The sequence below is a fragment of the Pseudomonas sp. GCEP-101 genome (assembly GCF_025133575.1).
GTDB lineage: Bacteria > Pseudomonadota > Gammaproteobacteria > Pseudomonadales > Pseudomonadaceae > Pseudomonas > Pseudomonas nitroreducens_B.
The window spans coordinates 622375-646051 of record NZ_CP104011.1 but is presented as its reverse complement, the minus strand read 5'-3'; the positions used below and the strand labels follow the sequence as shown (position 1 = coordinate 646051).

At 66.9% G+C, this 23677-nt stretch carries 22 protein-coding genes; 13 read left to right on the top strand and 9 right to left on the bottom strand.

Annotation, left to right across the window (positions count from 1 at the left end):
- Positions 1-76 precede the first annotated feature (76 nt).
- Both N0B71_RS02960 and N0B71_RS02955 read left to right on the top strand, forming a co-directional pair.
- Positions 77-1444 carry a DUF1329 domain-containing protein gene (locus N0B71_RS02960; protein ID WP_259757220.1) on the top strand — a complete coding sequence of 456 codons (1368 nt, stop codon included), beginning with the start codon at positions 77-79 and terminating at the stop codon, positions 1442-1444.
- A 231-nt stretch (positions 1445-1675) separates the two neighbouring features.
- Complete coding sequence (locus N0B71_RS02955; protein ID WP_259757218.1) at positions 1676-4402, top strand: LuxR C-terminal-related transcriptional regulator; 2727 nt, start codon at positions 1676-1678, stop codon at positions 4400-4402.
- A gap of 382 nt (positions 4403-4784) precedes the next feature.
- Here the strand turns inward: N0B71_RS02955 and N0B71_RS02950 are convergent, their stop codons facing one another.
- Positions 4785-5657: a hypothetical protein gene (locus tag N0B71_RS02950; RefSeq protein WP_259757217.1), complete on the bottom strand. Its 873-nt coding sequence runs from the start codon at positions 5655-5657 to the stop codon at positions 4785-4787.
- 162 nt (positions 5658-5819) lie between these two features.
- Here N0B71_RS02950 and N0B71_RS02945 point away from each other — a divergent pair, with 162 nt between their 5' ends.
- Positions 5820-6758, top strand: coding sequence for an alpha/beta fold hydrolase (locus tag N0B71_RS02945; protein WP_259757216.1), 939 nt, complete (start codon positions 5820-5822; stop codon positions 6756-6758).
- A 468-nt stretch (positions 6759-7226) separates the two neighbouring features.
- Here N0B71_RS02945 and N0B71_RS02940 read toward each other — a convergent pair whose 3' ends face one another.
- Positions 7227-8066: a metal-dependent hydrolase gene (locus N0B71_RS02940; RefSeq protein ID WP_259757215.1), complete on the bottom strand. Its 840-nt coding sequence runs from the start codon at positions 8064-8066 to the stop codon at positions 7227-7229.
- 122 nt (positions 8067-8188) lie between these two features.
- On the opposite strand from N0B71_RS02940, the gene N0B71_RS02935 reads away from it, so the two are divergent.
- From N0B71_RS02935 to N0B71_RS02925, 3 genes are all read left to right on the top strand, one after another.
- Complete coding sequence (locus N0B71_RS02935; protein WP_259757214.1) at positions 8189-9208, top strand: AraC family transcriptional regulator; 1020 nt, start codon at positions 8189-8191, stop codon at positions 9206-9208.
- 80 nt (positions 9209-9288) lie between these two features.
- Positions 9289-9930 carry an MBL fold metallo-hydrolase gene (locus tag N0B71_RS02930; protein ID WP_259757213.1) on the top strand — a complete coding sequence of 214 codons (642 nt, stop codon included), beginning with the start codon at positions 9289-9291 and terminating at the stop codon, positions 9928-9930.
- Between the two features lie 85 nt (positions 9931-10015).
- Positions 10016-10729: an OmpA family protein gene (locus N0B71_RS02925; protein WP_259757212.1), complete on the top strand. Its 714-nt coding sequence runs from the start codon at positions 10016-10018 to the stop codon at positions 10727-10729.
- A 146-nt stretch (positions 10730-10875) separates the two neighbouring features.
- Here N0B71_RS02925 and N0B71_RS02920 read toward each other — a convergent pair whose 3' ends face one another.
- The 4 genes from N0B71_RS02920 to N0B71_RS02905 all read right to left on the bottom strand — a co-directional run bounded on the left by N0B71_RS02920 (position 10876) and on the right by N0B71_RS02905 (position 15591).
- Positions 10876-11784, bottom strand: a complete 909-nt coding sequence (locus N0B71_RS02920; RefSeq protein WP_259757211.1) for an acyltransferase — start codon at positions 11782-11784, stop codon at positions 10876-10878.
- Between the two features lie 81 nt (positions 11785-11865).
- Positions 11866-13992, bottom strand: a complete 2127-nt coding sequence (gene pta, locus N0B71_RS02915) for a phosphate acetyltransferase (RefSeq protein WP_259757210.1) — start codon at positions 13990-13992, stop codon at positions 11866-11868.
- Between the two features lie 73 nt (positions 13993-14065).
- Positions 14066-15256 carry an acetate kinase gene (locus N0B71_RS02910; RefSeq protein WP_259757209.1) on the bottom strand — a complete coding sequence of 397 codons (1191 nt, stop codon included), beginning with the start codon at positions 15254-15256 and terminating at the stop codon, positions 14066-14068.
- Between the two features lie 2 nt (positions 15257-15258).
- Positions 15259-15591, bottom strand: coding sequence for a DUF3565 domain-containing protein (locus N0B71_RS02905; protein ID WP_259757208.1), 333 nt, complete (start codon positions 15589-15591; stop codon positions 15259-15261).
- Here N0B71_RS02905 and N0B71_RS02900 point away from each other — a divergent pair.
- The 3 genes from N0B71_RS02900 to N0B71_RS02890 all read left to right on the top strand — a co-directional run bounded on the left by N0B71_RS02900 (position 15560) and on the right by N0B71_RS02890 (position 17605).
- Positions 15560-16045 carry an FKBP-type peptidyl-prolyl cis-trans isomerase gene (locus N0B71_RS02900; protein ID WP_259757207.1) on the top strand — a complete coding sequence of 162 codons (486 nt, stop codon included), beginning with the start codon at positions 15560-15562 and terminating at the stop codon, positions 16043-16045. The genes N0B71_RS02905 and N0B71_RS02900 overlap by 32 nt on opposite strands.
- Positions 16046-16263: 218 nt before the next feature.
- Complete coding sequence (locus N0B71_RS02895; protein ID WP_259757206.1) at positions 16264-16752, top strand: glutathione peroxidase; 489 nt, start codon at positions 16264-16266, stop codon at positions 16750-16752.
- A 112-nt stretch (positions 16753-16864) separates the two neighbouring features.
- The gene (locus N0B71_RS02890) at positions 16865-17605 is read left to right on the top strand and encodes a nitroreductase family protein (RefSeq protein ID WP_259757205.1); all 741 of its coding nucleotides are present in this window, start codon (positions 16865-16867) and stop codon (positions 17603-17605) included.
- On the opposite strand, the gene N0B71_RS02885 is transcribed toward N0B71_RS02890, so the two are convergent.
- Together N0B71_RS02885 and N0B71_RS02880 are read right to left on the bottom strand one after the other, a co-directional pair.
- Positions 17592-17999, bottom strand: coding sequence for a tautomerase family protein (locus N0B71_RS02885; protein WP_259757204.1), 408 nt, complete (start codon positions 17997-17999; stop codon positions 17592-17594). The two genes, N0B71_RS02890 and N0B71_RS02885, sit on opposite strands and share 14 nt — an antisense overlap.
- A 4-nt stretch (positions 18000-18003) precedes the next feature.
- Positions 18004-18309 (bottom strand): carboxymuconolactone decarboxylase family protein, encoded by a 306-nt coding sequence (locus N0B71_RS02880; RefSeq protein ID WP_259757203.1) that lies wholly within the window; start codon positions 18307-18309, stop codon positions 18004-18006.
- A gap of 107 nt (positions 18310-18416) precedes the next feature.
- On the opposite strand from N0B71_RS02880, the gene N0B71_RS02875 reads away from it, so the two are divergent.
- From N0B71_RS02875 to N0B71_RS02860, 4 genes are all read left to right on the top strand, one after another.
- A complete protein-coding gene (locus tag N0B71_RS02875; protein WP_259757202.1) occupies positions 18417-19304 on the top strand; it encodes a LysR substrate-binding domain-containing protein in 888 nt (295 codons plus the stop codon).
- 90 nt (positions 19305-19394) lie between these two features.
- Positions 19395-19985 carry a TetR/AcrR family transcriptional regulator gene (locus N0B71_RS02870; protein WP_259757201.1) on the top strand — a complete coding sequence of 197 codons (591 nt, stop codon included), beginning with the start codon at positions 19395-19397 and terminating at the stop codon, positions 19983-19985.
- An 82-nt stretch (positions 19986-20067) separates the two neighbouring features.
- Positions 20068-21180, top strand: coding sequence for an NADH:flavin oxidoreductase (locus N0B71_RS02865; RefSeq protein ID WP_259757200.1), 1113 nt, complete (start codon positions 20068-20070; stop codon positions 21178-21180).
- Between the two features lie 308 nt (positions 21181-21488).
- Positions 21489-22448 carry a DegV family protein gene (locus tag N0B71_RS02860; RefSeq protein WP_259757199.1) on the top strand — a complete coding sequence of 320 codons (960 nt, stop codon included), beginning with the start codon at positions 21489-21491 and terminating at the stop codon, positions 22446-22448.
- A 3-nt stretch (positions 22449-22451) separates the two neighbouring features.
- Here N0B71_RS02860 and N0B71_RS02855 read toward each other — a convergent pair whose 3' ends face one another.
- Entirely contained in the window at positions 22452-23648 is a 1197-nt protein-coding gene (locus tag N0B71_RS02855) for a glycosyltransferase family 4 protein (RefSeq protein WP_259757198.1), read from the bottom strand.
- Between the last annotated feature and the right edge of the window lie 29 nt (positions 23649-23677).

Below are 23677 nucleotides of genomic sequence, written 5' to 3'. Positions count from 1 at the left end.
GCGACCCGCCCTGGCAGCAGCATCCGGCCAGGGCGGCCATCGCGGCGGGCAAAGACTCAACGAGGACGACAAACGCATGAGAACAACAAAGATCCTGCTGCACACGGGCGCCCTGGCGCTCAGCCTCATCGCCTCCCAGGTGATGGCGGCCGTCTCTGCCGATGAAGCGGCCAAGCTTGGCACCACCCTGACCCCGATGGGCGCGGAAAAAGCCGGCAACGCCGACGGCAGCATCCCGGCCTGGACCGGCGGCCTGCCCAAGAATGCCGGCACCGCCGACAGCAAGGGCTTCCTCAGCGACCCGTTCGCCAACGAGAAGCCGCTGTTCACCATCACCGCGCAGAACATGGACCAGTACAAGGACAAGCTGACCCCCGGCCAGCAAGCCATGTTCAAGCGCTACCCCGACACCTACAAGATGCCGGTGTACCCGACCCACCGCACCGCGACCGTGCCGGCCAACGTGCTGGAGGCGACCAAGAAGAACGCCACCTCCACCAAGCTGCTGCAGGGCGGCAACGGTCTGGAGAACTTCCAGGTGGCCAACCCCTTCCCGATTCCGAAGGACGGCCTGGAAGTCATCTGGAACCACATCACCCGCTACCGTGGCGGCCATGTTCGCCGTCTGGTGACCCAGGCCACCCCGCAGGTCAACGGCTCCTACTCGCTGGTGTATTTCCAGGACGAATTCGTCTTCCGCACCGACCTGAAGGACTACGACGCCAGCAAGCCGAGCAACGTCCTGTTCTACTTCAAGCAACGCGTCACCGCCCCGGCGCGCCTGGCCGGTAACGTGCTGCTGGTGCACGAGACCCTCGACCAGGTGAAGGAACCGCGCCTGGCCTGGCTCTACAACGCCGGTCAGCGCCGCGTGCGCCGCGCCCCGCAAGTGTCCTACGACGGCCCGGGTACCGCCGCCGATGGCCTGCGGACCTCCGACAACCTGGACATGTACAACGGTGCGCCGGACCGCTACGACTGGAAACTGGTGGGCAAGCAGGAGCTGTACATCCCGTACAACAACTACAAGATGGACGATCCGAAGCTGAAGTATTCGGACATCATCAAGCCTGGCCACCTCAACCAGGACCTGACCCGCTACGAGCTGCACCGCGTATGGCACGTGACCGCCACCCTGAAGCCGGGCGAGCGCCACATCTACGCCAAGCGTGACTTCTTCATCGACGAGGACACCTGGCAGGCCGTGGAGATCGACCACTACGACGGTCGCGGCACCCTGTGGCGCGTGGCTGAGGCCTTCAACCAGTACTACTACAACTACCAGGTACCGTGGTACACCGCGGAAACCCTGTATGACCTGCTGTCCGGTCGTTACCTGGTGCTGGGTCTGAAGAACGAGGAGAAATCCGCCTACGACTTCAACTACAGCGCTTCGGAAAGCGACTTCACCCCGGCAGCGCTTCGCCAGGAAGGCGTGCGCTGATCCCCCGATCCCCACGGGTGGTTCTGCGGTGAGAGAAACCGGCCTTCGGGCCGGTTTTTTTATGGCGGATCATCCACCGGATGAATGAAGGGCTGAATCCAGAGAGCCTTCTGGTCACATTGTGGGCAAAGGTAACAAAATCGGCTTCTAATCCCGCCCGCGAGCGGCTAGGCTCGGTCAACAGTGTGCCTTTCGTTGACCGCTATAAGAGCTAGAGCAAGAGCCAGGCCGATGACCGACTTCTCGACTCTGCCCAGTCTGACCGATGTCCCCCCCAGCACGGCCGGCAGCCGCTTCTTCCGACCGCCGCTGCCGCATGGCCATGTCGCCCGTTCGCGCCTGTGCCAGCGCATGGCGGCCGGGCTCGAAGGACGGTTGATCCTGGTGTCCGCGCCCGCGGGCTTCGGCAAGAGCTCGCTGGCCATCGAATTCTGTCAGACCCTGGAAAGCCAGTGGCGCAGCCTGTGGCTGGGCCTCAGTGCCCGCGACAGCGACCCGGGGCGTTTCCTCGAACGCCTGCTCGAAGGACTGCGCCTGCATTTCCCCACCCTGGGCGAAGAGGCCCTGGCCCTGCTGAAAATGCGCCAGCGCCACCAGCCCTTCGCCTTCGAAGCCTGGCTCGACGACCTGCTCGATGAACTGGTGGACAGCCTGTCTGTCGACCGCCCGCTGCTGCTGGTGCTGGATGACTACCACCTGGCCCAGGGCGCGGTGCTCGACCGCTGTTTGCAGTTCCTCCTCAACCACCAGCCCGCCGGCCTGGTGGTGCTGGTCACCAGCCGCCAGCGGCCGGACTGGCACCTGGCGCGCCTGCGCCTGTCGCGGCAGTTGCTGGAGTTCAGCGAACAGGACCTGCGCCTGACCGTCGAGGAAACCGCGCAACTCGTTTCGGCCAACGGCGCGCAACTGGACGACAACGCCCTGGACAACCTGGTCGAGCGCAGCGAAGGCTGGATCGCCGGGCTGCGCCTGTGGCTGCTGGCCCATGGCGACGAACTGGCGGCGAACGTGCCGGATCTGTCCGTGCATGGGGCCGAGGAGCTGATCCGCGACTATCTGCTGGAAGAGGTGATCGACAAGCAGTCGCCGGAGGTCCAGGTGTTCCTGGCCCAGACCGCGCGCTTCGAACGCTTCTCCGCCGAACTCTGCGATGCGCTGCGCGATGCCCACGACAGCGCGGCCATTCTGCGCCACCTGCAGCAGCACCAGGTGTTCCTGGTGCCACTGGACGAGCAGGGCCAGTGGTTCCGTTATCACCATCTGTTCTCCGACCTGCTGCTGGCGCGGCCGCTGCCCGGCTCCGGCCCCTCCGCGGCGGCGCTGCACCTGCGCGCGTGCCGCTGGTTCAGCGCCCAGGGGCTGTTCGACGATGCGGTGGAGCAAGCCCTGCGCGCGGGCCACCCGGAAGTGGCGGCGAGCCTGGTGCAGAGCCTTTCCGAGGAGCAACTGCTGGCCGAGCAGAACGTCGCCACGCTGCTGCGCTGGAAGATGGACCTGCCCGACAGCCTGCTGGCCAGCACGCCGCGCCTGATCGTGCTGTACAGCTGGGCGCTGGCACTGGCCTGCCAGCTGGACGCCGCCGAAGAGCTGGGGGCGCAGTTGTCGCGCTTCCTGCCCGCCGCCGACATCGCCACCCAGCGCGACCTGCTGGCACAATGGCAAGCGCTGGCGGGGGTGATTGCCCGCGGTCGTGGCGAGATCGAGGCGGCCGAGCGGCACTGCGAAGAAGCCATGCATGGCCTTGGCCCGGAGCGCTTCGGCCCCCGCCTGCTATGCCTGTCGACCCTGAGCAACCTGGCCATCGTGCGCGATGACCTGTGGCGTGCGCGCGGGCTGAATCGCGAGGCCCTGGAACTGGCGCAGCGCTTTGGCAATCCGCTGTTCGAAGCCATGGTGCATTACGACCGTGCCCGTGTGCTGCAGGCGCGCGGCGAGGTGCTGCGCGCCGAGGAAGAGGTGCGCCAGGGCCTGGCGCGGCTGTCCGGTCTGTCGTCACAGCGCCGCTACGCGGTGCGCGGTCGGCTGATGCTTTACCAGGGCTACCTGCGCAGCCTGGCCCTGCAGCCGGATGAGGCGCGCAAGTGCCTGAAGGCGGGCATCGAGGAAGCCCGCGCCTGCCGCGATATCAGCCTGGTAATCGGTTTTTGCGTGCTGGCCAGCCTGGAAGGGCGGCTGGGCAACTACACCCGCGCCTTCGCCCACCTCGCCGAGGTGGAGCGGATGATGCACGTCTGGGACGTGCCGCCGGTCTACTACCTGTCGGCGATCACCCTGATCAAATGCGAACTCTGGCTGGGCCAGGGCCAGGTCGAACTGGCCACCGCCTGGCTGGAGCGTCTGCGCGACACCTACACCGGCGACCAGCCGGCAACCCCGCCGGAATGTTCGCCGCAGCTGCCGCGCAACGTGGAAATGCTCCAGGCCCAGCTGGAGCGCCATGAAGGCCGCCTGCAGGATGCCGAAGCGCGCCTGCGCGCCGTGGCCAGCGGTGCCCTGCAGGGCGGCGCGCAATTGCAGGCGCGCTTCGCCCAAGGCCAGCTGGTGGCTTTGCTGCTGCAGGATGGCCGCGAGCGCGAAGCGTCCTTCGAACTGGGTGAGTGCCTCAATGGACTGGCCGTCGGCCTGCTCGTCCCCTTGCAGGAAGTGTTGCAGCAACATCCGGATTGGCTGCGCGAGCAACTGGCGGTGCGGGCTCCCTCACCGGCCATCGAGGCGCTGCGCGAACGCTTGCCCGCCCTGCCGGAGCGCGGCGCGGTGCTCACCGACTGCCTGAGCGGGCGCGAACTGGCGGTGCTGGAACTGATCGCCCAGGGCTGCTCCAACCAGGAGATCAGCGAGCGCCTGTTCATCTCCCTGCACACCGTGAAGAGTCACGCCCGCCACATCAACGACAAGCTCGGCGTCGAACGCCGCACCCAGGCGGTGGCGCGGGCGAAGGAGATGGGGCTGTTGCGGTAGGGGCGGCTGTCTTCTGAAAGTCCGTGCCTGTGTTTCCCTCTCCCTAACCCTCTCCCTGAAGGGAGAGGGGACTGGATCGGTGCCGGTTGAAGCTGCGGCGTCAGCCGACTCGGATCGCTCCCTCTCCGTTCGGAGCGGGGCGCGTAGCCAGGGCTGGGGCGGAGTGGCGGTGCCAACTGTAGGAGCGGGCCATACCCGCGACAGCGCCCGGAGGGCGCTCCTGCGAATGGGCGCTATACATCAGCATCTACCGATAACGGCCAAATCCGCCGCGCAGGATTTCGCGGGCATGGCCCGCTCCTACAAACCCGGAGCGGAGCACACAGGCACGGACTGTCAGAAGAGGACGGTTGCTCCGACAGATGACGGGTACCGCTCCGGCTCACATTCCCTTCTTCTTCTCCGCCTCCGGCGGCGCACTCAGGTCCAGCCCCTTGGGCACCGGCTGCCCCTTGGCCGGAGCGGCCAACTGCTTTTGCACATCCGCCTGGATCGCCTGCAGCACTGGCAGCAGGTCGCGCATGTTCTCGCGCACTTCCGGGTAGGCGTGCTTCTGCGCCAGCTCATCCACGCGCATCAGCAGTTGCACGCGCACCTCGGGCGGCAGGTGGATGAAGAGTTCCGGCAACTGCTTGGCCAGTTCCGCGCTGTACAGCACCAGGTCCTGACGGTCGAACTGCGCGGTCAGGCCGAGGTAGTCCAGCGCGCTGCTGGTCAGCATCGACGCGGCGGCCTTGGCTTCCTGCATGCCCTGCAGGCGCACCGGATTGCGCTGTTCGCTCTGCGCCAGGGTCATCCAGAACTCCACCGTCAGGTTGAACAGGATCGCCTGTTCGCGCAGCGAGTAGCTCATCAGCCCCAGCGCCTCGGCGCCATAGGGCTGCTTGGCGGCGCGGAAGTTGAAGTACAGGCGCATCAGCTCCTTGAGCTTGAACAGCACCTCGCGCGCCTCGTTCTGCCGCAGCTCCAGCGGCGCGTAGATGTTCAGCTGCGGGCGGAAGTTCTCCTCGCTGACCATGCGCTGGTAGATCGGCCCGGTGAACTCGCCGCTGCGCCGGGGCAGGCCGTTGGCCTGGGTTTCGTCGATCTTCTTCAGCGCGTCGATCAGCACCTGGTAGTCGGCGCTGGTCCAGGGGCGCTGGATATCGGGAATCTTCTGGCCCAGGTAATACAGGTCGGCGGACAGGGCAGGGCGGCACAGGAGCAGCAACAGCACGGCCAGTGGCCACAGCGAACGGCGAGTGAGGATCGGCACGAACGGGCTTTCCTTGCGCGGGGGCGGGTCGGGCTAGGTTAGCGGGGCACGCGGCCTGCGTCATCCCGTTGCGGGCCTCGACACTACCTAGGTTGGGCGCGGTGCCGCAGGCGCTGTGGTGTGATGGCGCTTCAGAACAACAAGCACGGGAGTCACTCGTCCATGACCGCCACATTGTCTGTGCAACCGCCGCTGGCCGAGGGCCTGGCCCGCTATGGCTTCGGCGCCCTGCCGCTGGCCGCGCTGAAGGCCCGCTACGCCTCGCCCGAGTCCGGTTCGAAGTTCATCACCGTCGACGGTTTCGACATCCACTACCGCGACGAAGGCAGCCCGGACAAGCCGGTGCTGGTGATGGTCCACGGCGTCATGGCCTCGCTGCACACCTGGGACGGCTGGGTCGCCGAGTTGTCCTCGCACTTCCGCATCATCCGCCTCGACGTGCCGGGCTTCGGCCTCACCGGCGGCGGCCAGGACCGCGAGTACGACGGCGAGCGCCTGGTGAAGGTGTTCGGCCTGTTCCTCGACCGCCTGGACCTCAAGCAGGTATCCATCGCCGGCAATTCCCTGGGCGGCTACATCGCCTGGAACTATGCGCTGGCCAACGCCCACCGCGTCGAACGGCTGATCCTCATCGACCCGGCCGGCTACTACATGCAGAAGGTCCCGCTGATGATCGCCAGCGCGGTGCTGCCCGGCGCCGGCATCATGATGCCGATGTGGATGCCACGCGCGCTGGTGGCCCAGGGCATCAAGGAAGTCTACGGCGATGCGCGCAAGATCAAGCCGGGGGTGATCGACCGCTATTACGACATCAGCCGCCGTCCGGGCAACCGCCGCGCGATGATCGATATCTTCCGCGTGCTGGTGAAGGCCAACCGCGAGGAACTGCCCACCACGCCCAACCGCGTGGCCGGCCTGAAGGTGCCGACCCTGCTGATGTGGGGCGAGCGCGACCGCTGGATCTCGCCGCGCCACGTGCCGATGTGGCAGCGCGACGTGCCGGGCATCGAGGTGAAGGTCTACCCCGGCGTCGGGCATATCCCGATGGAGGAAATCCCCGAGGAATCGGCGGCGGATGCGCTGCGCTTCCTGCATGCCTGAGTGTTGATCGCGATGAAACAGCCCGGCCATGTGCCGGGCTTTTCGTTGCGCCGAGCTGCTTCGGTAGGAGCGAGCTTGCTCGCGAACCGCCGGGGGGCAACCGGAGAGCTTCGCGAGCAAGCTCGCTCCTACAAAAGCCGTGCAGCGCCGGGGCATCCCTGCCTGGGAGACACCGATCGCGGATGAATCCGCTCCTATGCTGGGCCAGGCGACGGGGCCAACCTGTAGGAGCGGGCCATGCCCGCGATCGCGCGCATAGCGCGCTCCTGCACGGTCGCCCGAGAAGCCGCGATGCCCGATGCGTAGGAGCGGACCTTGTCCGCTAATCCCGCCGGCAGCTCGATGCACCGATTGGGCGCGGTTATCGCGCAGAAGCTCCGCTCCTACGCAAACCCAAACGCCTCCACGCACCAGCAGAAACGACACCGCCCCGACAGAGCGGGGCGGTGTTCGCAAAGCGCTGAGGGATCAGCCCGCGTGGGCCAGCGGCTGCGGGTCGTATTCCTTGCGCACTTCGTAGAGCACGTCGAGGTTGTTGTGCTGCCACGGATGGAAGTCGGAGCGGAAGAAGTCCAGGTACTCCCGCAGCAGCGGGCGGAATATGCCGTGCTTGCCCCAGGTCCATTTGATGCCGTCGCGCCAGACGCGCCAGTTCCACAGCAGGCCGTCCACCTTGAGCATGTGCACCAGGCCGCGGAAGGTATCCAGCACGAAGAAGAAGGTCGCCATGCGCATCGCCCGACGCAGCAGCGTGCGGCTGCCGCAGACCTGGTTGTAGACGTCGAACGCCACCGCCTTGTGCTCGGTCTCTTCCAGCGCGTGCCAGCGCCACAGGCGTTGCATCACCGGGTCGGCGCCTTCCATGGTGCGCGGGTCGGTCAGCAGCCCGTTGGCCATGATCGCGGTGATGTGCTCCAGCGCGGCGGTCGCCGCCAGTTGGCGCTTGGCCGGGAACTTCTTCTGGGTGAAACGGATGCGCGCCTGGGCACGCTTCTCGATGGCGGTGACGTCGTAGCCCAGGTCGCGCAGGCGCTGGCTGTAGGTCAGGTGCTCGCGGCTGTGGTGGCCTTCCTGGCCGATGAAGCCGCGGATCTGCTCCTTGAGCACCGGGTCGCTGATCTGGTCGCGGAACTGCCGCACCGAGTCGATGAAGAAACGCTCGCCGTCGGGGAACAGCACCGACATGGCGTCGAACAGATGGGACTTGAAGGCGTCTCCACTATGCCAGTGACGCGGCAGCGGATCGGGCAGATCGAAGTCCATGTGCCGGGGCTTGATCTCCAGTCCTGCGGGGGTAGTGCTGGCCATGGCGGCTCCAGTGTTGTGGTTGTCCATGGTCAGTACTCTGGGCTTGTAGGGAAAGCGTCACAAGGTTATTGTCTGCCAACTTTCCGGTCATATCCGGCCAGCGGTCAACCATAAGAAGAACGATGAAACAACCGCTCAATTTCACCGCCGAACTGGTGCCCGTCGCCTACGCGCAGGCGCTTCTGGACCTCGCCGAGGAACTGGGCGTGCCGCGCGCGCGCCTGTTCGAGCTGGCCCGCGTGCGCCCCGAGGTGCTGCAGAGCCCCAACGGGCGCCTGTCCTTCATCGACTTCAACCTGCTCGCCGGCGCCGCCCTGGCGCACTGCAACGAGCCGGCCTTCGGCCTGTTGCTGGGGCAGCGGCTGAACGTCTCCACCCACGGCATCCTCGGCTACGCAGTGCTGTCGAGCGCCAACCTCGAACGCGCCATCGCCTTTGCCCTGAAGTACTACCGCGTGCTTGGCCTGGCCTACGACCTGGAGATGGTGGAGGACGGCGGCGTGTCCTACCTGCGCGCCAGCGAGTCGATCCCCCTCGGGCCCATGGGCCGCTTCGCCGCCGAGGGCCTGATGACCAGCCTGCACACCATCGCCCGCTTCCTGGTGGGCGAGCCGCTGCAGGGCGTCAGCGTCGGCTTCGCCCATGCCCGGCCCGCCTATGTCGAGCGTTACGTCGAGGTGTTCGGCGCCGAGGTGTCGTTCGACCAGCCGTTCCACTTCATTGGCCTGCCCAGCGAGTATCTGGCGCGGCCCATGGCGCTGGCCAACCCGGCCACGGTGCAGATGTGCGAGCAGCAGTGCGAGGCGCTGCTGGCCACGCTGGACGTCCAGGAAGGCCTGCTGACCCGCATCCGCCGCCTGCTGCTGGCGCGCCCCGGCGAGTTCCCGGACCTGGAGAGCGTCGCCGCCGACCTGCACACCAGCGGCCGCAGCCTGCGTCGACATCTTTCGAACCTGGGCACCACCTACCAGGAGGTGCTCGACGACGTGCGCAAGCGCCTGGCCCTGCAGTACCTCACCACGACGCACCTGCCGCTCTACGAAATCGCCCTGCTGCTGGGCTTCAACGACCCGTCGAACTTCCGCCGGGCGTTCCGCAAGTGGACCGGCAAGCTGCCCATGGACTATCGCCAGGGCGATTGAGCCGACGGCCCATCGACTCGCCAGGGCAGGGGGAATCGGCGAAAATGCCGGCCGCGTATTCCCAACCGAGCGAGTCCTCGATGAGCGAACAGCCTGCCCTGATCCGCGAAACCTTCCCCGTCGGCCCGTTGCAGTGCAACTGCACGATCATCGGCGATCCGCTGACGAAGAAGGCCATCGTCGTCGACCCGGGCGGCGACCCCGAACTGATCCTGCAGCGCCTCGACGCGCTGGGGCTCAAGGTGGTCAGCATCATCCACACCCATGCGCACCTGGATCACTTCCTCGCCTCCGGGCAGATGAAGGAGAAGACCGGTGCCACCCTGCACCTGCACAAGGACGACCAGTTCCTCTGGGACAACCTGGAAATGCAGTGCCGCATGTTCGGCGTGCCCTACACGCCGGTGCCGTCGCCGGACCAGTGGCTGGCCGATGACGAGGAACTGGCCTGCGGCTGCGGCGTGGCGCTGCACACGCCGGGGCATACGCCCGGCTCGATGAGCTTCTGGTTCCCCCAGGAGAAACTGCTGATCGCCGGTGACACCCTGTTCCGCCGCAGCATCGGCCGCACGGACCTGTGGGGTGGCGATTACGCCACGATCGAGCGCTCGATTCGCCATCGCCTCTATTCGCTGGACGAAGAGGCGACCGTGGTCACGGGTCACGGCCCGGATACCAACCTGGGCGATGAGATGCGCGAGAATCCCTTCATCCGTGCTTAAGGTTGCTACGGAATTATTTGCACGACCTAAGCTCTAATCAGCCGCCCACTAATGGGTGTTGCGCTATTTCGAGGAGTCATCCGACATGTTCACCGCACGTAGTCTGTCCATGGTTGCGGCTGCGACCGCCCTTGCCCTCATGGCCGGTTGCGCTTCCCAGAACCCCTATGACCCCAACACCCAGGCCCCGCCGGCCGAAGGCGGCATGAGCAAGACCGCCAAGTACGGTGCACTGGGTGCGCTGGCCGGCGCCGTCGCCGGTGCCGCGATCAACCACGACAACCGTGGCAAGGGCGCGATGATCGGCGCCGCCGCTATCGGTGCCGCCGCCGCCGGCTACGGCTACTACGCCGACAAGCAGGAAGCCAAGCTGCGCCAGCAGATGCAGGGCACCGGTGTGCAGGTCGAACGCCAGGGCGATGACATCAAGCTGATCATGCCGGGCAACATCACCTTCGCCACCGATTCGGCGAACATCGCGCCGTCCTTCTACACCCCGCTGAACAACCTGGCCAACTCCTTCAAGGAGTTCAACCAGAACAGCATCGAGATCGTCGGCTACACCGACAGCACCGGCAGCCGCCAGCACAACATGGACCTGTCCCAGCGTCGTGCGCAGTCGGTGGCCGGCTACCTGACCTCCCAGGGTGTCGATCCGTCCCGCGTCAGCACCCGCGGCATGGGCCCGGACCAGCCGATCGCCTCCAACGCCGACGCCAACGGCCGCGCGCAGAACCGCCGCGTGGAAGTGAACCTGAAGGCCCTGCCGAACGCGCAGACCCAGCAGTACCAGCAGTAAGCGCCGCCCATGAAAAAGCCCGCCGATTGGCGGGTTTTTTTTGTTGCTGGGCTGCGGGGCCGAACCTGTAGGAGCGAGCTTGCTCGCGAACTGCATCGAACCGAGCGGTTCCGGTTCGCGAGCAAGCTCGCTCCTACAAAAAACGGTCAGCCCCTGGCGGGGAATTCGTGGTGCAACTGCGCCAGCAACTGGTCCTTGCGCTCCCACAGCTGGTTCACCCACAGCTGGAACTCGGCGCGGTAGCCCTCGTCCTGGTCGTAGCTCTTGCCGACGAACTGGCGGGGGATTTCCATTTCCTCGAAACGCACCACCACCGAGCGCAGGCGGCCGGACAGCAGGCACCAGAAGGTCGGGCGGCCATCGGGGTAGTGGATGGTCACGTTCACCAGGGTGCGCAGTTGTTCGCCCATGGCGTCGAGGACGAAGGCGATGCCGCCGGCCTTGGGCTTGAGCAGGTGGCGGAACGGCGAGTTCTGCTCGTCATGCTTGGCCTGGGTGAAGCGGGTGCCTTCGAGGAAGTTGAAGATTGCCACCGGAATGCGGCTGAACTTGGCGCACGCCTTGCGGGTGGTTTCCAGGTCCTTGCCTTTCTTTTCCGGGTGCTTGGCCAGGTACGCCTTGGTGTAGCGCTTCATGAACGGGAAATCGAGCGCCCACCAGCACAGGCCGATCACCGGAACCCAGATCAGCTCCTGCTTGAGGAAGAAGCGCAGCAGCGGAATGCGGCGGTTGAGCTGGTACTGCAGGACGAGAATGTCCACCCAGCTCTGGTGGTTGCTGGTCACCAGGTACGAATGGTCGTACTCCAGGCCTTGCAGGCCCTGCACGTCCCAGCCGGTACGGCGGACCAGGTTCATCCAGCCCTTGTTGCAGGCGATCCAGCCTTCGGCGATCAGGCTCATGATCTTGCTGCACACCTGTTGCGCGGCGGCGAAGGGCAGCAGCAGTTTGACGATCGACATGGACAGCAGCGGAATGCACCAGCACAGCGTGCTCACCACCAGAAGCAGGGTCGCGAGGATGCCGCGCAGGGTGTGCGGAAGGAAACTCAACATCGAGGAATGGTCCTTGTACGTAGGCGCCCGGCCAGCCGGGCGCGTGATGCGTTCGTGGGCACATCCCTCGTGCCGCGGTTGTCAGCCGTCCTTGCCGCTGTCCGCCTGGATCGCGGTGAGTGCGATGGTGTAGACGATGTCGTCCACCAGCGCCCCGCGGGACAGGTCGTTCACCGGTTTGCGCAGGCCCTGCAGCATCGGCCCGATGCTGACGCAGTCGGCGCTGCGCTGGACCGCCTTGTAGGTGGTGTTCCCGGTGTTCAGGTCGGGGAACACGAACACGTTGGCACGTCCGGCCACCGGGCTGTCGGGCGCCTTCTGACGGCCCACGCTGGCGATGGCGGCGGCATCATACTGCAAGGGGCCGTCGATCAACAGATCGGGGCGTTTTTCCCGCGCGATGCGCGTAGCTTCGCGGACTTTCTCGACATCTGCGCCGGTTCCCGAGTCGCCGGTGGAGTAGCTGATCATCGCCACCCGCGGGGTGATGCCGAAGGCCTGCGCCGAGGCCGCACTCTGCAGCGCGATCTCCGCCAGGTCACTGGCCGAAGGATCGGGATTCACCGCGCAGTCGCCATACACCACCACCTGGTCGGGCAGCAGCATGAAGAACACCGAGGACACCAGGTTGTAGCCCGGCGCCGTCTTGATCAGCTGCAGGGCGGGGCGGATGGTGTTGGCGGTGGTGTGGATGGCGCCGGACACCAGGCCGTCCACTTCGTCCAGGGCGAGCATCATGGTGCCCAGCACCACGTTGTCTTCCAGTTGCTGTTCGGCCATCGGCGCGTTCAGGCTCTTGCCCTTGCGCAGCTCGACCATGGGTTCGACGTAGCGGCTGCGCACCAGGTCCGGGTCGACCACTTCCAGGTCCTCGGGCAGCACGATGCCCAGCATCTGCGCCACCGCCTGCACGTCGTCGGGCTTGGCCAGCAATACGCAGCGGGCGATTCCGCGGGCGTGGCAGATGGCGGCGGCCTGCACGGTGCGCGGCTCGCTGCCTTCGGGCAGGACGATGCGCTTGCCGGCGCGGTTGGCGCGCTGGGTCAGCTGGTAGCGGAACACCGGGGGCGACAGGCGCAGTTCGTGGGGCGCGCCGCAGCGGTCCTTGAGCCATTCGAAGTCGATGTGCTCGGCGACGAACTCGGTCACGCGCTCGGCGCGTTCGCGGTCGTCCACCGGGATTTCCTTGTTCATCCGCGACAGGTCGCCGGCGGTGTCGAACGAGCCGGTCTTCACCGTCAGCACCGGCAGGCCGCTCTGCAGCGCGCTGCGGCACAGTTCGAGAATCCGCGCGTCCGGCGTCAGGCCCGAGCACAGCAGCAGGCCGGCCAGCGGCACGCCATTCATGGCGGCCAGGCAGGCGGCGAGGATGATGTCGTCGCGGTCGCCCGGCACCACCACCAGCACGCCCGGCTTGAGCAGGTGCACGGTGTTGGGCGCCGAGGGCGCGCAGAGGATGATCTTCTGCACGCGGCGTTGTTCGTAGTCGCCGGCGTTGAGCACGCTGGCGTCCAGCAGGTCGGCCACGTCGCGGGTACGCGGGGCGTTCATCTCGTCCTGCCAGGGAATGCAGCCGAGCAGGCGCACGTCGCCGTCGCGCAGCAGCGGCGAGTGTTCCTTCAGGCGCTCGCCGAACAACCGCGCGGCTTCCTCGGCGTCGCGCGGCATGTCCTCGCGCTCGCCGCCGCGCACCTTGTTCACGATCAGGCCGGCCAGGTGCGGGTCGCGCGGGCCGCCGAACAGCTGGGCGAGGATCTCGATGCGGTCGGACAGCTCGCCCACCGTCTCGTTGTCCGGCGCGGAGACGAGGATCACCTCGGCGTCCACGCTGCGCGCCAGGTGCGCGTTGATGCGCGCGGCATAGCTGGCGTGCTTGGTCGGCACCATGCCCTCGACGATCATCACGTCCTTGTCCACGGCGGCGCGGTTGTACATGCCGACGATGTCTTCGAGCAGTTCGTCGAGCAGGCCGTCGCCGAGCATGCGCTCGACCTTGGCCAGTGACAGCGGGGTGGGCGCGTTGAGTCCGTGGGTGCGCGCGACCAGTTCGCTGGAGCGCTCCGGGCCATCGTCGCCGGCATGCGGCTGGGCGATGGGCTTGAAGAAGCCGACCTTCAGGCCGGCGCGTTGCAGGGCGCGGATCAGGCCCAGGCTGGTGGACGTCAGGCCGACACCGAAACCGGTCGGCGCGAGGAAGAAGGTGTGCATCCGGGCTCCTTAAGCCGTGCGGGAGGGGCGCTGCCCTTGTGGGGTCGCGCCCTTGATCAGGTTCGATGAATCTTCAGTCGAGCACGGCCAGGGTGTCGAGTGCGATCTGCTTTTCCTCGTTGGTGGGGATCACCAGCACGCGGGGGTGGCCCGCCAGGTGGATCGGCCCACCGACGCCGCGCACGCAGCGGGCGTTGGCTTCGCCATCGAGTTCGAGGTTGAGCACATGCAGGTGCTTGACCGTGAGGTTGCGCACCAGCGCCGAGTTCTCGCCGATGCCGCCGGTGAAGATGATGCCGTCCAGCCGTGGCAGTGCACAGGTCAGCGAGGCCAGGGACTTGGCCAGTCGGTAACAGAATACTTCGATGGCCAGCGCAGCATTGGCGTGGCCCTGTTCGCGGGCGTTCTCCAGGGTGCGCATGTCGTTGGACAGGCCGGACAGGCCGAGCAGGCCGCTGTCGTGGTTGAGCATGTGGTCGATCTTTTCCAGGCTCCAGCCCAGGGTGCGCGCCAGGTGGCTGTGCAGGTTCGGGTCGACGTCGCCGGAGCGGGTACCCATCATCAGGCCTTCCAGTGGGGTCAGGCCCATGCTGGTGTCGCGGCTCTGGCCGTTGGCGATGGCGCAGGTGGAACTGCCGTTGCCCAGGTGCGCGGACAGCCAGTAGCTGTCGCCCACCGCCAGCCCGCTCATCTCGGCTGCCTTGTGGCTGACGTAGCGGTGGCTGGTGCCGTGGAAGCCGTAGCGGCGCACGTGTTGCTCGCGGTACAGCGGCTCGGGGATGGCGTAGCGGTAGGCGCGCTCGGGCAGGCTCTGGTGGAAGGCGGTGTCGAATACGGCGATGTGCGGCAGGTCCGGGTAGAGCGCCATGGCGGCGTCGATGCCCACCAGGTTGGCCGGGTTGTGCAGCGGCGCCAGGGGCGAGGTCTCGCGGATGGCGTTGAGCACTTCGTCGGTCAGGCGCGAGGCCTGGGTGAAGCGCTCGCCGCCGTGCACCACGCGGTGGCCGATGGCGTGCAGCTCGCCCTGGGCGGCCTGGGCCACCAGCGGCAGCAGGCGGGCGAGGGCGGCCTTGTGGTCGGCGCCGGGCAGCTCCAGGGTCTGCGGCTGTTCGTCGGTCTCGCCCTGCCAGCGCAGGCTGGCACCGTTGGCGCCGAGGCGTTCGGCCAGGCCGTGGAGAATGAAATCGTCGCGTCCTTCTCGAACCAGAGCGAACTTGATCGACGAACTGCCGCAGTTGATCACCAGGATGTTGCGAGCCGGCATGCCTACTCCTTGTTGCTGTCGGAATCCTTGGCGCACCAGCCGCAGGGGAACTCGCGGCCGATCTGCGCCATGCGCTGCTGCGGGTCCAGCACCCAGGGCCGCGACTGCCAGGGCGGCTGGTGGCGCAGGTGCTGGGTGTGGCCGCAGGACAAGACTGCCACCCAGTGGCCGTCCTCGTCCTGATGAAAGTCAAGCAGGCGCGGCGGGCCCCCGTTATCCCGTCCGTCCGTCTTCGGGTCGCATTCGGGGGCGTCGCCGCGTAAACTTAGGCGCTCAACTTCTATATCGGATAGGTTTCGAACCATGCAGATCGCGGCCAACAAGGCGGTTTCCATCGACTATACCCTGACCAACGACGCAGGTGAGGTCATCGACAGCTCCGCCGGCGGCGCTCCGCTGGTCTACCTGCACGGTGCCCACAACATCATCGGCGGCCTGGAAAAGGCCCTGGAAGGCAAGCAGGTCGGCGACCAGCTGGACGTGACCGTCGAGCCGGCCGACGCCTATGGCGAATACAGCGCCGAGCTGGTCGCCACCCTGACCCGCGAGATGTTCGAAGGCGTGGACGAGCTGGAAGTCGGCATGCAGTTCCACGCCTCCGCTCCGGACGGCGGCATGCAGATCGTCACCATCCGTGACATCGACGGCGACGACGTGACCGTCGACGGCAACCACCCGCTGGCCGGCCAGCGCCTGAACTTCAAGGTGAAAGTGGTCGACATCCGCGACGCTTCCGCCGAAGAAGTCGCCCATGGCCACATCCATGGCGAAGGTGGTCATCACCACTGATCGCTGTCACCGGTCGCCCATCGACCGGGTGAAGCCATCAGGGAGCTGCTAAGCTCAATCGGGAAAGGCGCCTTCGGGCGCCTTTCTCTTGCAAGTCGCTGTTATTGCAATGAATGCCAGGGCATTTTTCCCGCATCGACTGGGATTGCGCAGCACGACGGACGCGTTGTCCGCTCCCTGCGCGGGCACGGTGTGCCTACTTCTTCAAGGAGCAAGCAATGAGCGCTTTTCACGATCTGACGCTGCATGGTCTCGACGGCCAGGATCTGCCGCTGGCCCCGCTCAAGGGCAAGGTCGTGCTGGTGGTCAACGTCGCCTCGAAATGCGGCCTGACCCCGCAGTACGCCGGTCTGGAGAAGCTCTACCAGCAGTACAAGGATCAGGGGTTCGTGGTACTGGGCCTGCCGTGCAACCAGTTCGCCGGGCAGGAGCCGGGCAGCGAAGCCGAGATCCAGTCGTTCTGCGCGCTGAACTACGGGGTCAGCTTCCCGATGTCGGCCAAGCTCGAGGTCAACGGCTCCGAGCGTCATCCGTTGTACCGCCTGCTGGCGGGCGAGGGCGCCGAGTTCCCCGGCGACATCACCTGGAACTTCGAGAAGTTCCTCCTCGGCCCGGACGGCCGCGTGCTGGCGCGCTTCAGCCCGCGCACCACGCCGGATGATCCGGCGCTGGTGCACGCCATCGAGAAGGCGCTGGGCGCCGCCTGACCTCGCCGGCGGGAGAGGGCGCTTGCGCCAATCCCGCCGGCATTTCTACCCTGCGTCTTGTTCCTCGCCCGTCGGGGCGGCTTAATCGGGCGACCTGCTTCCGGAGCCTGCCATGAGCCGTTTCGCTGCCGAATCCGCTTGCCTGCCCGCCACGCCCGACGCCTTGCGCGCCCTGATCGAGCAGCGCCGCGCGGTGCGCCGCTTCCTCGCCGAGCCGGTGCCCGACGCGGTCCTGCGCGACTGCCTGGAGCAGGCGGTGCTGGCACCCAATGCCTGCAACCTGCAGCCGTGGAGTTTCCAGGTGATCCGCGATGCCGAGCTGCGACGGCAGCTGGTGCCGGTGTGCCTGGGACAGAACGCGGCGCGCACGGCGCCGGTGCTGATCGCCGTGCTGGCGCGCCCGGACACCTGGCGCGAGTCCTGTGCGGCGATCCTCGACCAGTGGCCGGAGCCGCAGGTCCCGGACAAGGTGCGCGACTTCTACCAGCGCACCGCGCCGTTCCAGTACAACCAGGGCGCATTTGGCCTGCGCGGCTTGTTCAAGCGCGCTCTCTACGCGGTGGTCGGCCTGCGCCGCGCCCTGATGCGCCAGCCCAACAGCCACGCCCAGATGCGCCTGTGGGCGGTGAAGTCCACCGCGCTGGCGGCGCAGAACCTGATGCTCGCCCTGCAGAGCCACGGCTACGCCACCTGCCCGATGGAAGGCTTCGACGAAGTGCGGCTGCGCAAGGTGCTGCAGATTCCCCCGCGCGCGGTGCCGATCATGCTGCTGGCCGCCGGGCGGGCCGCCGACAATGGCGTCTACAACCCGCGCCTGCGTTTCCCGCTGGAGCAGCGCGTCAGCTGGCACTGAGCGCATCGGGGCGCGTCAGTACGCCCATGCGCCCGCCGCCGAAGGACCAGTCGTCCGCCTCGCTGGTGGTGATCTGCACCATCACGTCCTCGCTGGCGATGCCCAGCCGCTCGCCCAGCAGTGCGTTCAACCGGCGGTAGAACGCCTGCTTGGTCTGCGAGTCCCGCGGGCGGCCGATGGTGATGGCGATCAGCACGAAATCGTCGCTGCGCGGGCCGCCCAGGTAGTGGCGGTTGAAGACGAATTCCTCCGCCTCGTGCTGGTGGATCATCACGAACTGGTCGCCCTCGGGCACGTTGAAGGCGTCGTGCATGGCGTCGTAGACGGTGTCGGCGAGCTGGCGCAGGTACTCGGCTTGCTTGCCCTTGCGCAGGGAGATGCGGACGGTCGGCATGGTGTCATTCCTCTTCGAGACGGTTGAGAGCGGAAGCGGCCGTCGGCCAGCCGCTGTAGAACGCCAGGTGGGTGATCAGCTCGACCAGTTCCTCGTGGGTCAGGCCGTTGTCGCGGGCCAACTGCAGGTGAAACGGCAACTGCTCCAGGCGCCCCATCGCCACCAGGGCGGCGACGGTGGCCAGGCTGCGCTCCCGGGGCTTGAGCTGGGGGCGTTGCCAGAGATCGCCGAACAACACCTCGTCGGTGAGCTGCGCCAGCTTCGGCGCCCGGCGATGCAGGTCGGGGGACGCCTGGGGTGGAAATGCCATGGTGCCGTTCCTCTTCTGTGGCTTGACGAGTTCAGGCTAGCTCGGCAAGTTGATTCGGAAAATCGGGAAATATTTGATCGATAGTTCGAATAATTGGGATGGTTGCCATGGCGCGCGTGAACTTCGACCTGGATGTACTGCGGACTTTCGTCACCGGCATCGAGCTGGGCAGTTTCGCTCGCGCGGCGGATCGCCTGGGACGTTCCACGTCTGCGGTCAGTGCCCAGTTGAAGAAGCTCGAGGAGCAGGCCGGCACCCCGGTGCTACGCCGCGAAGGGCGGGGCATGGCGCTGACCGAAGCGGGCGAGACGCTGCTGGCCTACGCCCGCCGCCTGCTGGAGTTGAACGACGAAGCGGCCGGCGCCTTGCGCGGCGGCGCACTGGAAGGCCGGGTGCGCCTCGGCCTGCAGGAAGACTTCGGTGAAACCCTGCTGCCCGCCGTGCTGGCGCGCTTCGCCCGCGCCCACCCAAAGGTGCGTATCGAAGTCCGCACGGCGCGCAATCAGCAGCTCATCGACGGCGTGCGTGATGGCGCGCTCGACCTGGCGCTAGCCTGGGAGACCGGCGAGCGCACGGCGCACATGGAACGCATCGGCGCGGTGGCGCAGTGCTGGATCGGCGCGCCCGATGCGCTGCCGGTCCCTGGCGCGCAGCCGTTGCCGCTGGTGATGCTGGAGGCGCCGTGCCTGTTGCGCAGTGCGGCCACCGCCGCGCTGGATCGGGCCGGCATCGCCTGGCGCGTGGCGTTCACCAGCGCCGGCTTGTCCGGTATCTGGGCGGCGGTCGGGGCGGGGCTGGGCATCGGCCTGCGCACCCCCATCGGCTTGCCGGCCAGCGTCGCGCGGCTGGATGCTGAACGCGCCGGCCTGCCGGCGATGGCGCCGCTGGGCCTGTGCCTGCATCGTGGCGACGCCGAGCCGGACCCGGTGGTCGAGCGTTTGCGCGAGCTGCTCCAGGAAGGTGTCGCTGAACTGCTGGACAGAACGCCTGCATAGCCGGGCAATGCGCCGAACCATTTCTGATGGAAAATCACTGCGATCAATGGTGCTGGCAAAAGCGAGACGACCGGTCATATTCTTGCGCCCATGAACAGCATCCGACTCGACAAGCGCGACCTGATCCTCGCCAAGGGCTCCCTGGCGATGACCCGCAGCGGCTACCACGGTACCGGCGTGCAGGACATCGTCCAGGCCGCCGGCATCCCCAAGGGCTCCTTCTATCACTACTTCCAGAGCAAGGAAGATTTCGCCCTGCAGGCGCTGGAGCACCTGTATGCGCCGCGCCTGGCCCGCTACGCCGAGGCGCTCGGCAACCCGGCGCTGGGGCCGCGCGCGCGCATCCTCACCTATTACCGCGAACTGCTGGCGCACTTCGCCCGCCAGGAGAAGCTCGAGTACCACTGCTTCATCGGCAGCCTGAGCTTCGAAATGGCCGAACTGTCACCGGCTATCGCCGAGCGTGTGGACGGCATCCTGCAGCAGTCCATCGACACCCTGCGCGCCTGCCTGGCCGACGCCCAGCGCGCCGGTGAGCTGCCGGCGACGGAGAACGTCGAGTCCCTCGCCGAGTTCATCGGCAACGCCTGGCAGGGCGTTCTGGCGCGGATGAAAGTCAGCGCCTCGCTACGCCCTGTGGAACGTTTTATCGAGCGCCTGGAGCACCTGCTTCAGGCCTGAACTGCCTGAGTCATCCCAACCTTCATCGGCCTTTTTATCCAAGAATGAGACGACCGGTCGCCTGGTCGTCATGGAGACTGCAATGACTGCATCCGTCGATACCCTGTTCTCGCCCTTCCGCCTGGGCGGCCTGGAACTGCCTACCCGCGTCGTGATGGCGCCGATGACCCGCAACTTCTCCCCGGGCGGCGTTCCCCACGCCCAGGTGGTGGAGTACTACCGCCGCCGCGCCGCCGCTGGCGTCGGCCTGATCGTCACCGAAGGCACCACGGTCAACCACAAGGCCGCCAACGGCTACCCGAACGTGCCGCGCTTCCATGGTGAAGACGCCCTGGCCGGCTGGAAGCAGGTGGTCGACGCCGTGCACGCCGAAGGCGGCAAGATTGTCCCGCAGCTGTGGCACGTCGGCGCTGTGCGCCGCCTGGGCACCGAGCCGGACGCCAGCGTTCCGGGCTACGGCCCCAGCGGCAAGGAAAAGGACGGCACCGTGCTGGTCCATGAGATGACCAAGGACGATATCCAGGAAGTCATCGCCGCCTTCGCCCAGGCCGCCCGCGACGCCAAGGCCATCGGCATGGATGGCGTGGAAATCCACGGCGCCCACGGCTACCTGATCGACCAGTTCTTCTGGGACGGCAGCAACAAGCGCACCGACGAGTACGGCGGCAGCCTGGCCAACCGTTCGCGCTTCGCCATCGAGCTGATCCAGGCCGTGCGCGCGGCCGTGGGCCCGGACTACCCGATCATCTTCCGCTTCTCCCAGTGGAAGCAGCAGGACTACAGCGCCCGCCTGGTGCAGACCGCCGAGGAGCTGGAAGCCTTCCTCAAGCCGCTGTCGGATGCCGGCGTGGACATCTTCCACTGCTCCACCCGCCGCTTCTGGATTCCGGAATTCGAAGGCTCCGACCTCAACCTGGCCGGCTGGACCCGCCAGCTCACCGGCAAGCCGACCATCACCGTGGGCAACGTCGGCCTGGATGGCAGCGAGTTCCTGGCCTTCTTCGGCAACACCGAGGAAGTCGCCCAGCCGTCGGGCATCGATGGCCTGCTGGAGCGCCTGAACAAGGAAGAGTTCGACCTGGTCGCCGTCGGCCGCGCCTTGCTGGTCGACCCGGACTGGGCGGTGAAAGTGCGTGACGGCCGCCTGGCCGACATCAAGCCGTTCAGCCGCGAGGCGCTGACGTCGCTGGCCTGATTCGCGCAGTGAAATGAAAAGCCCCTGGCGCCGACGGTGCCAGGGGCTTTTTTGCTTTTCGTAGGAGCGAGCTTGCTCGCGAACCGACCCTGCTGCTGGCCATGTTCGCGAGCAAGCTCGTTCCTACAGATAGCGTCTCGTTTATGGCGGATTATTGATTGCTTGAATGGTCTGAAAGCACCGTCCTAGGCGTTTACAAATCTTTTCCGAGACCCACCTTTCCGCATGCTGACTTCCCAGTCCGAAACGGGCAGAGTATGACCGCGTTCACACAACAATAGGCCGGGAGACGGCCATAGGAGTAAGACATGCGGATCGGCTTGGTGGTCGATGCAACCTGCGACCTTCCCCCGGAATTTCTTGCTGCCAACAACATTCGCGTGCTGCCCATCGGTATCCGCGTGGGCGAGCGTCGCATCATCGATGACCGCGATCCCGACACCACCCTCCGCTTCTATTCCCAGGACCTGCCCAAGGTCGGCCCCGAAGACGGCAGCGAACCGCTGACGCCGGCGCAGACCCATGACTGGTTCCTCGAGCAACTGGTCACCGACTTCGACTACGTGATCTGCCTGACCGTGACCCGCCAGCGCAGCCCGATCTTCGAGAACGCCACCCAGGCCTCCTTCAGCCTGCTGCAGAGCTACAAGGAACGCCGCGCCGCTGCCGGCATCGCCGGGCCGTTCGCGCTGCGGGTGATCGACAGCCAGACGGTGTTCGCCGGCCTTGCCGTGCTGGCCGCCGAAGGCGTGCGCCTGCTCGGCGAGGACCAGCATCCCAACGCCGTGCGCACCCGCCTGGAACAGCTCAGCCAGCAGATGAACACCTTCCTGGTCGCCAGCGACCTGGGGCACATCCGTCGCCGCGGCTTCCAGAAGGGCGACCGCAGCAGCATCGGTGACCGTCTGCGTGGCGCCTTCCTCGGCATCGGTTCGATGCTCGACATGAAACCGGTGCTCAGCCTGGTGCAGGGCGAGGACAAGCCGGTGTCGGTGTCGCCGAACTACGAGAAATCCGCCGAGCGACTGCTCAACTTCGCCCGTGCGCGGGTCGAGGCGGGCGAGTTGCTGGCTCCGCAGATGTGCCTGAGCTATGCCGGCGACCCGTCCGCCCTGCGCGATCTGCCCGGTTTCGCGGCGCTGGAGGATGCCTGCGAGGCGAAGGGCATCCAGGTGCACCTGGCGATGCTCAGCCCCACTGGCGGCATCAACCTCGGCGCTGGCGCCATGAGCCTGTCGTTCGCCGCCGAGCCCAAGCCGTTCGCCTGATCGCTACTTGTGCGCTTCAGGATGGCCCAGGCCGCCAGGGTTCCTCCCCGGCAACGCGGTGCGGCAGGCTTCCTGCAGATACCCTTCGAAGCGCTCGATGACCGTGTCCCACGCCTGGTGAATGGCGTGGTGACGCGCGTTCAGGCGCACCCGGCGCAGGCGCTCGGGGTCCTCCAGCAGCCAGCTCGCCGCCTCGAAGAAACTCTGGTCCTCGCCTGGCACGCCGAGCACGCCGTTGTGCCCATGGCGGATGTGCTGGCCGGCCGCGGCCTGGTCGAAGGCCACCACGGCCAGGCCTGAGGCGAGCGCTTCGAGCACCACGTTGCCGAAGGTTTCCGACTGGCTGGGAAAGAGGAACAGGTCGCCGCTGGCGTAGTGCCGGGCCAGTTCCTCGCCGCGCTGCAGACCGCAGAACAGCGCATCCGGCAACTCCTTGCGCAGCGCGTTGCGTTGCGGGCCGTCGCCGACGATCACCAGGCGCAGCCTGAGTTGCGGGTGCGCCGCGCACAGCGCGCGAAAGCTGCTGCCCAGCAGCGACAGGTTCTTCTCCGCCGCCAGCCGGCCGACGTGCAGCACGGCGATGTCGCGCTCGCCCAGCCCCCATTCGCGGCGCAGCGCTTCATCGCGCCGGGCGGGGTTGAACAATTGGCTGTCGACGCCGCGCGAGAGCTGCGCCAGGCGCTCGAAGCCACGCCGCTGCAGTTCCAGGGACTGGCTCGCACTGGGCACCAGGGTCTGCTGGGTGCGGTTGTGGAACCAGCGCAGGTACAGGGTCACCAGGCGCATCAGCGGGCCGAAGCCGTAGTGCGCGCTGTACTGCTGGAAATTGGTGTGGAAGCCGCTGATCACCGGGATGTGCAAACGCCGCGCGGCGCGCAGGGCGGCCAGCCCGAGCGGGCCTTCGGTGGCGATGTAGAGCACGTCCGGGGGCAGGTTCTTCCAGTGGCGCAACAGCTTGTGCAGGCACGACTGGCCCCATTGCAGGCCAGGGTAGCCGGGCAGCGGCCAGCCGCGGGTCAGCACCAGTTCGCTGTCGCTGTGGCGGCCTTCGTCGCCCTGCTGGCGCGGGCGCACGACCTGGATCTGGTGGCCGAGACGCAACAGCCCTGACGCCAGGCGGCCGAGGGTGTTGGCCACACCGTTGATTTCCGGTGGAAAGGTTTCGCTGATCAGCGCAATGCGCAGGGGAGTCGTGGTCATGCTCGCAGTGTCATGGCGCGCGGTGGCGC

Bases quoted from the DNA above. Each gene is read 5' to 3' on its own strand.
- N0B71_RS02925 (WP_259757212.1), top strand. From the start codon at position 10,016: ATGTTCACCGCACGTAGTCTGTCCATGGTTGCGGCTGCGACCGCCCTT.
- N0B71_RS02905 (WP_259757208.1), bottom strand. From the start codon at position 15,591: ATGGAAACCGCCTTGTTGGCCGCGATCTGCATGGTTCGAAACCTATCC.
- N0B71_RS02885 (WP_259757204.1), bottom strand. From the start codon at position 17,999: ATGCCGACCGTCCGCATCTCCCTGCGCAAGGGCAAGCAAGCCGAGTAC.
- N0B71_RS02930 (WP_259757213.1), top strand. From the start codon at position 9,289: ATGAGCGAACAGCCTGCCCTGATCCGCGAAACCTTCCCCGTCGGCCCG.
- N0B71_RS02955 (WP_259757218.1), top strand. From the start codon at position 1,676: ATGACCGACTTCTCGACTCTGCCCAGTCTGACCGATGTCCCCCCCAGC.
- N0B71_RS02855 (WP_259757198.1), bottom strand. From the start codon at position 23,648: ATGACCACGACTCCCCTGCGCATTGCGCTGATCAGCGAAACCTTTCCA.
- N0B71_RS02890 (WP_259757205.1), top strand. From the start codon at position 16,865: ATGAGCCGTTTCGCTGCCGAATCCGCTTGCCTGCCCGCCACGCCCGAC.
- N0B71_RS02900 (WP_259757207.1), top strand. From the start codon at position 15,560: ATGCAGATCGCGGCCAACAAGGCGGTTTCCATCGACTATACCCTGACC.
- N0B71_RS02920 (WP_259757211.1), bottom strand. From the start codon at position 11,784: ATGTTGAGTTTCCTTCCGCACACCCTGCGCGGCATCCTCGCGACCCTG.
- N0B71_RS02935 (WP_259757214.1), top strand. From the start codon at position 8,189: ATGAAACAACCGCTCAATTTCACCGCCGAACTGGTGCCCGTCGCCTAC.
- N0B71_RS02875 (WP_259757202.1), top strand. From the start codon at position 18,417: ATGGCGCGCGTGAACTTCGACCTGGATGTACTGCGGACTTTCGTCACC.
- N0B71_RS02960 (WP_259757220.1), top strand. From the start codon at position 77: ATGAGAACAACAAAGATCCTGCTGCACACGGGCGCCCTGGCGCTCAGC.
- N0B71_RS02940 (WP_259757215.1), bottom strand. From the start codon at position 8,066: ATGGCCAGCACTACCCCCGCAGGACTGGAGATCAAGCCCCGGCACATG.
- N0B71_RS02870 (WP_259757201.1), top strand. From the start codon at position 19,395: ATGAACAGCATCCGACTCGACAAGCGCGACCTGATCCTCGCCAAGGGC.
- N0B71_RS02895 (WP_259757206.1), top strand. From the start codon at position 16,264: ATGAGCGCTTTTCACGATCTGACGCTGCATGGTCTCGACGGCCAGGAT.
- pta (WP_259757210.1), bottom strand. From the start codon at position 13,992: ATGCACACCTTCTTCCTCGCGCCGACCGGTTTCGGTGTCGGCCTGACG.
- N0B71_RS02860 (WP_259757199.1), top strand. From the start codon at position 21,489: ATGCGGATCGGCTTGGTGGTCGATGCAACCTGCGACCTTCCCCCGGAA.
- N0B71_RS02880 (WP_259757203.1), bottom strand. From the start codon at position 18,309: ATGGCATTTCCACCCCAGGCGTCCCCCGACCTGCATCGCCGGGCGCCG.
- N0B71_RS02865 (WP_259757200.1), top strand. From the start codon at position 20,068: ATGACTGCATCCGTCGATACCCTGTTCTCGCCCTTCCGCCTGGGCGGC.
- N0B71_RS02910 (WP_259757209.1), bottom strand. From the start codon at position 15,256: ATGCCGGCTCGCAACATCCTGGTGATCAACTGCGGCAGTTCGTCGATC.
- N0B71_RS02945 (WP_259757216.1), top strand. From the start codon at position 5,820: ATGACCGCCACATTGTCTGTGCAACCGCCGCTGGCCGAGGGCCTGGCC.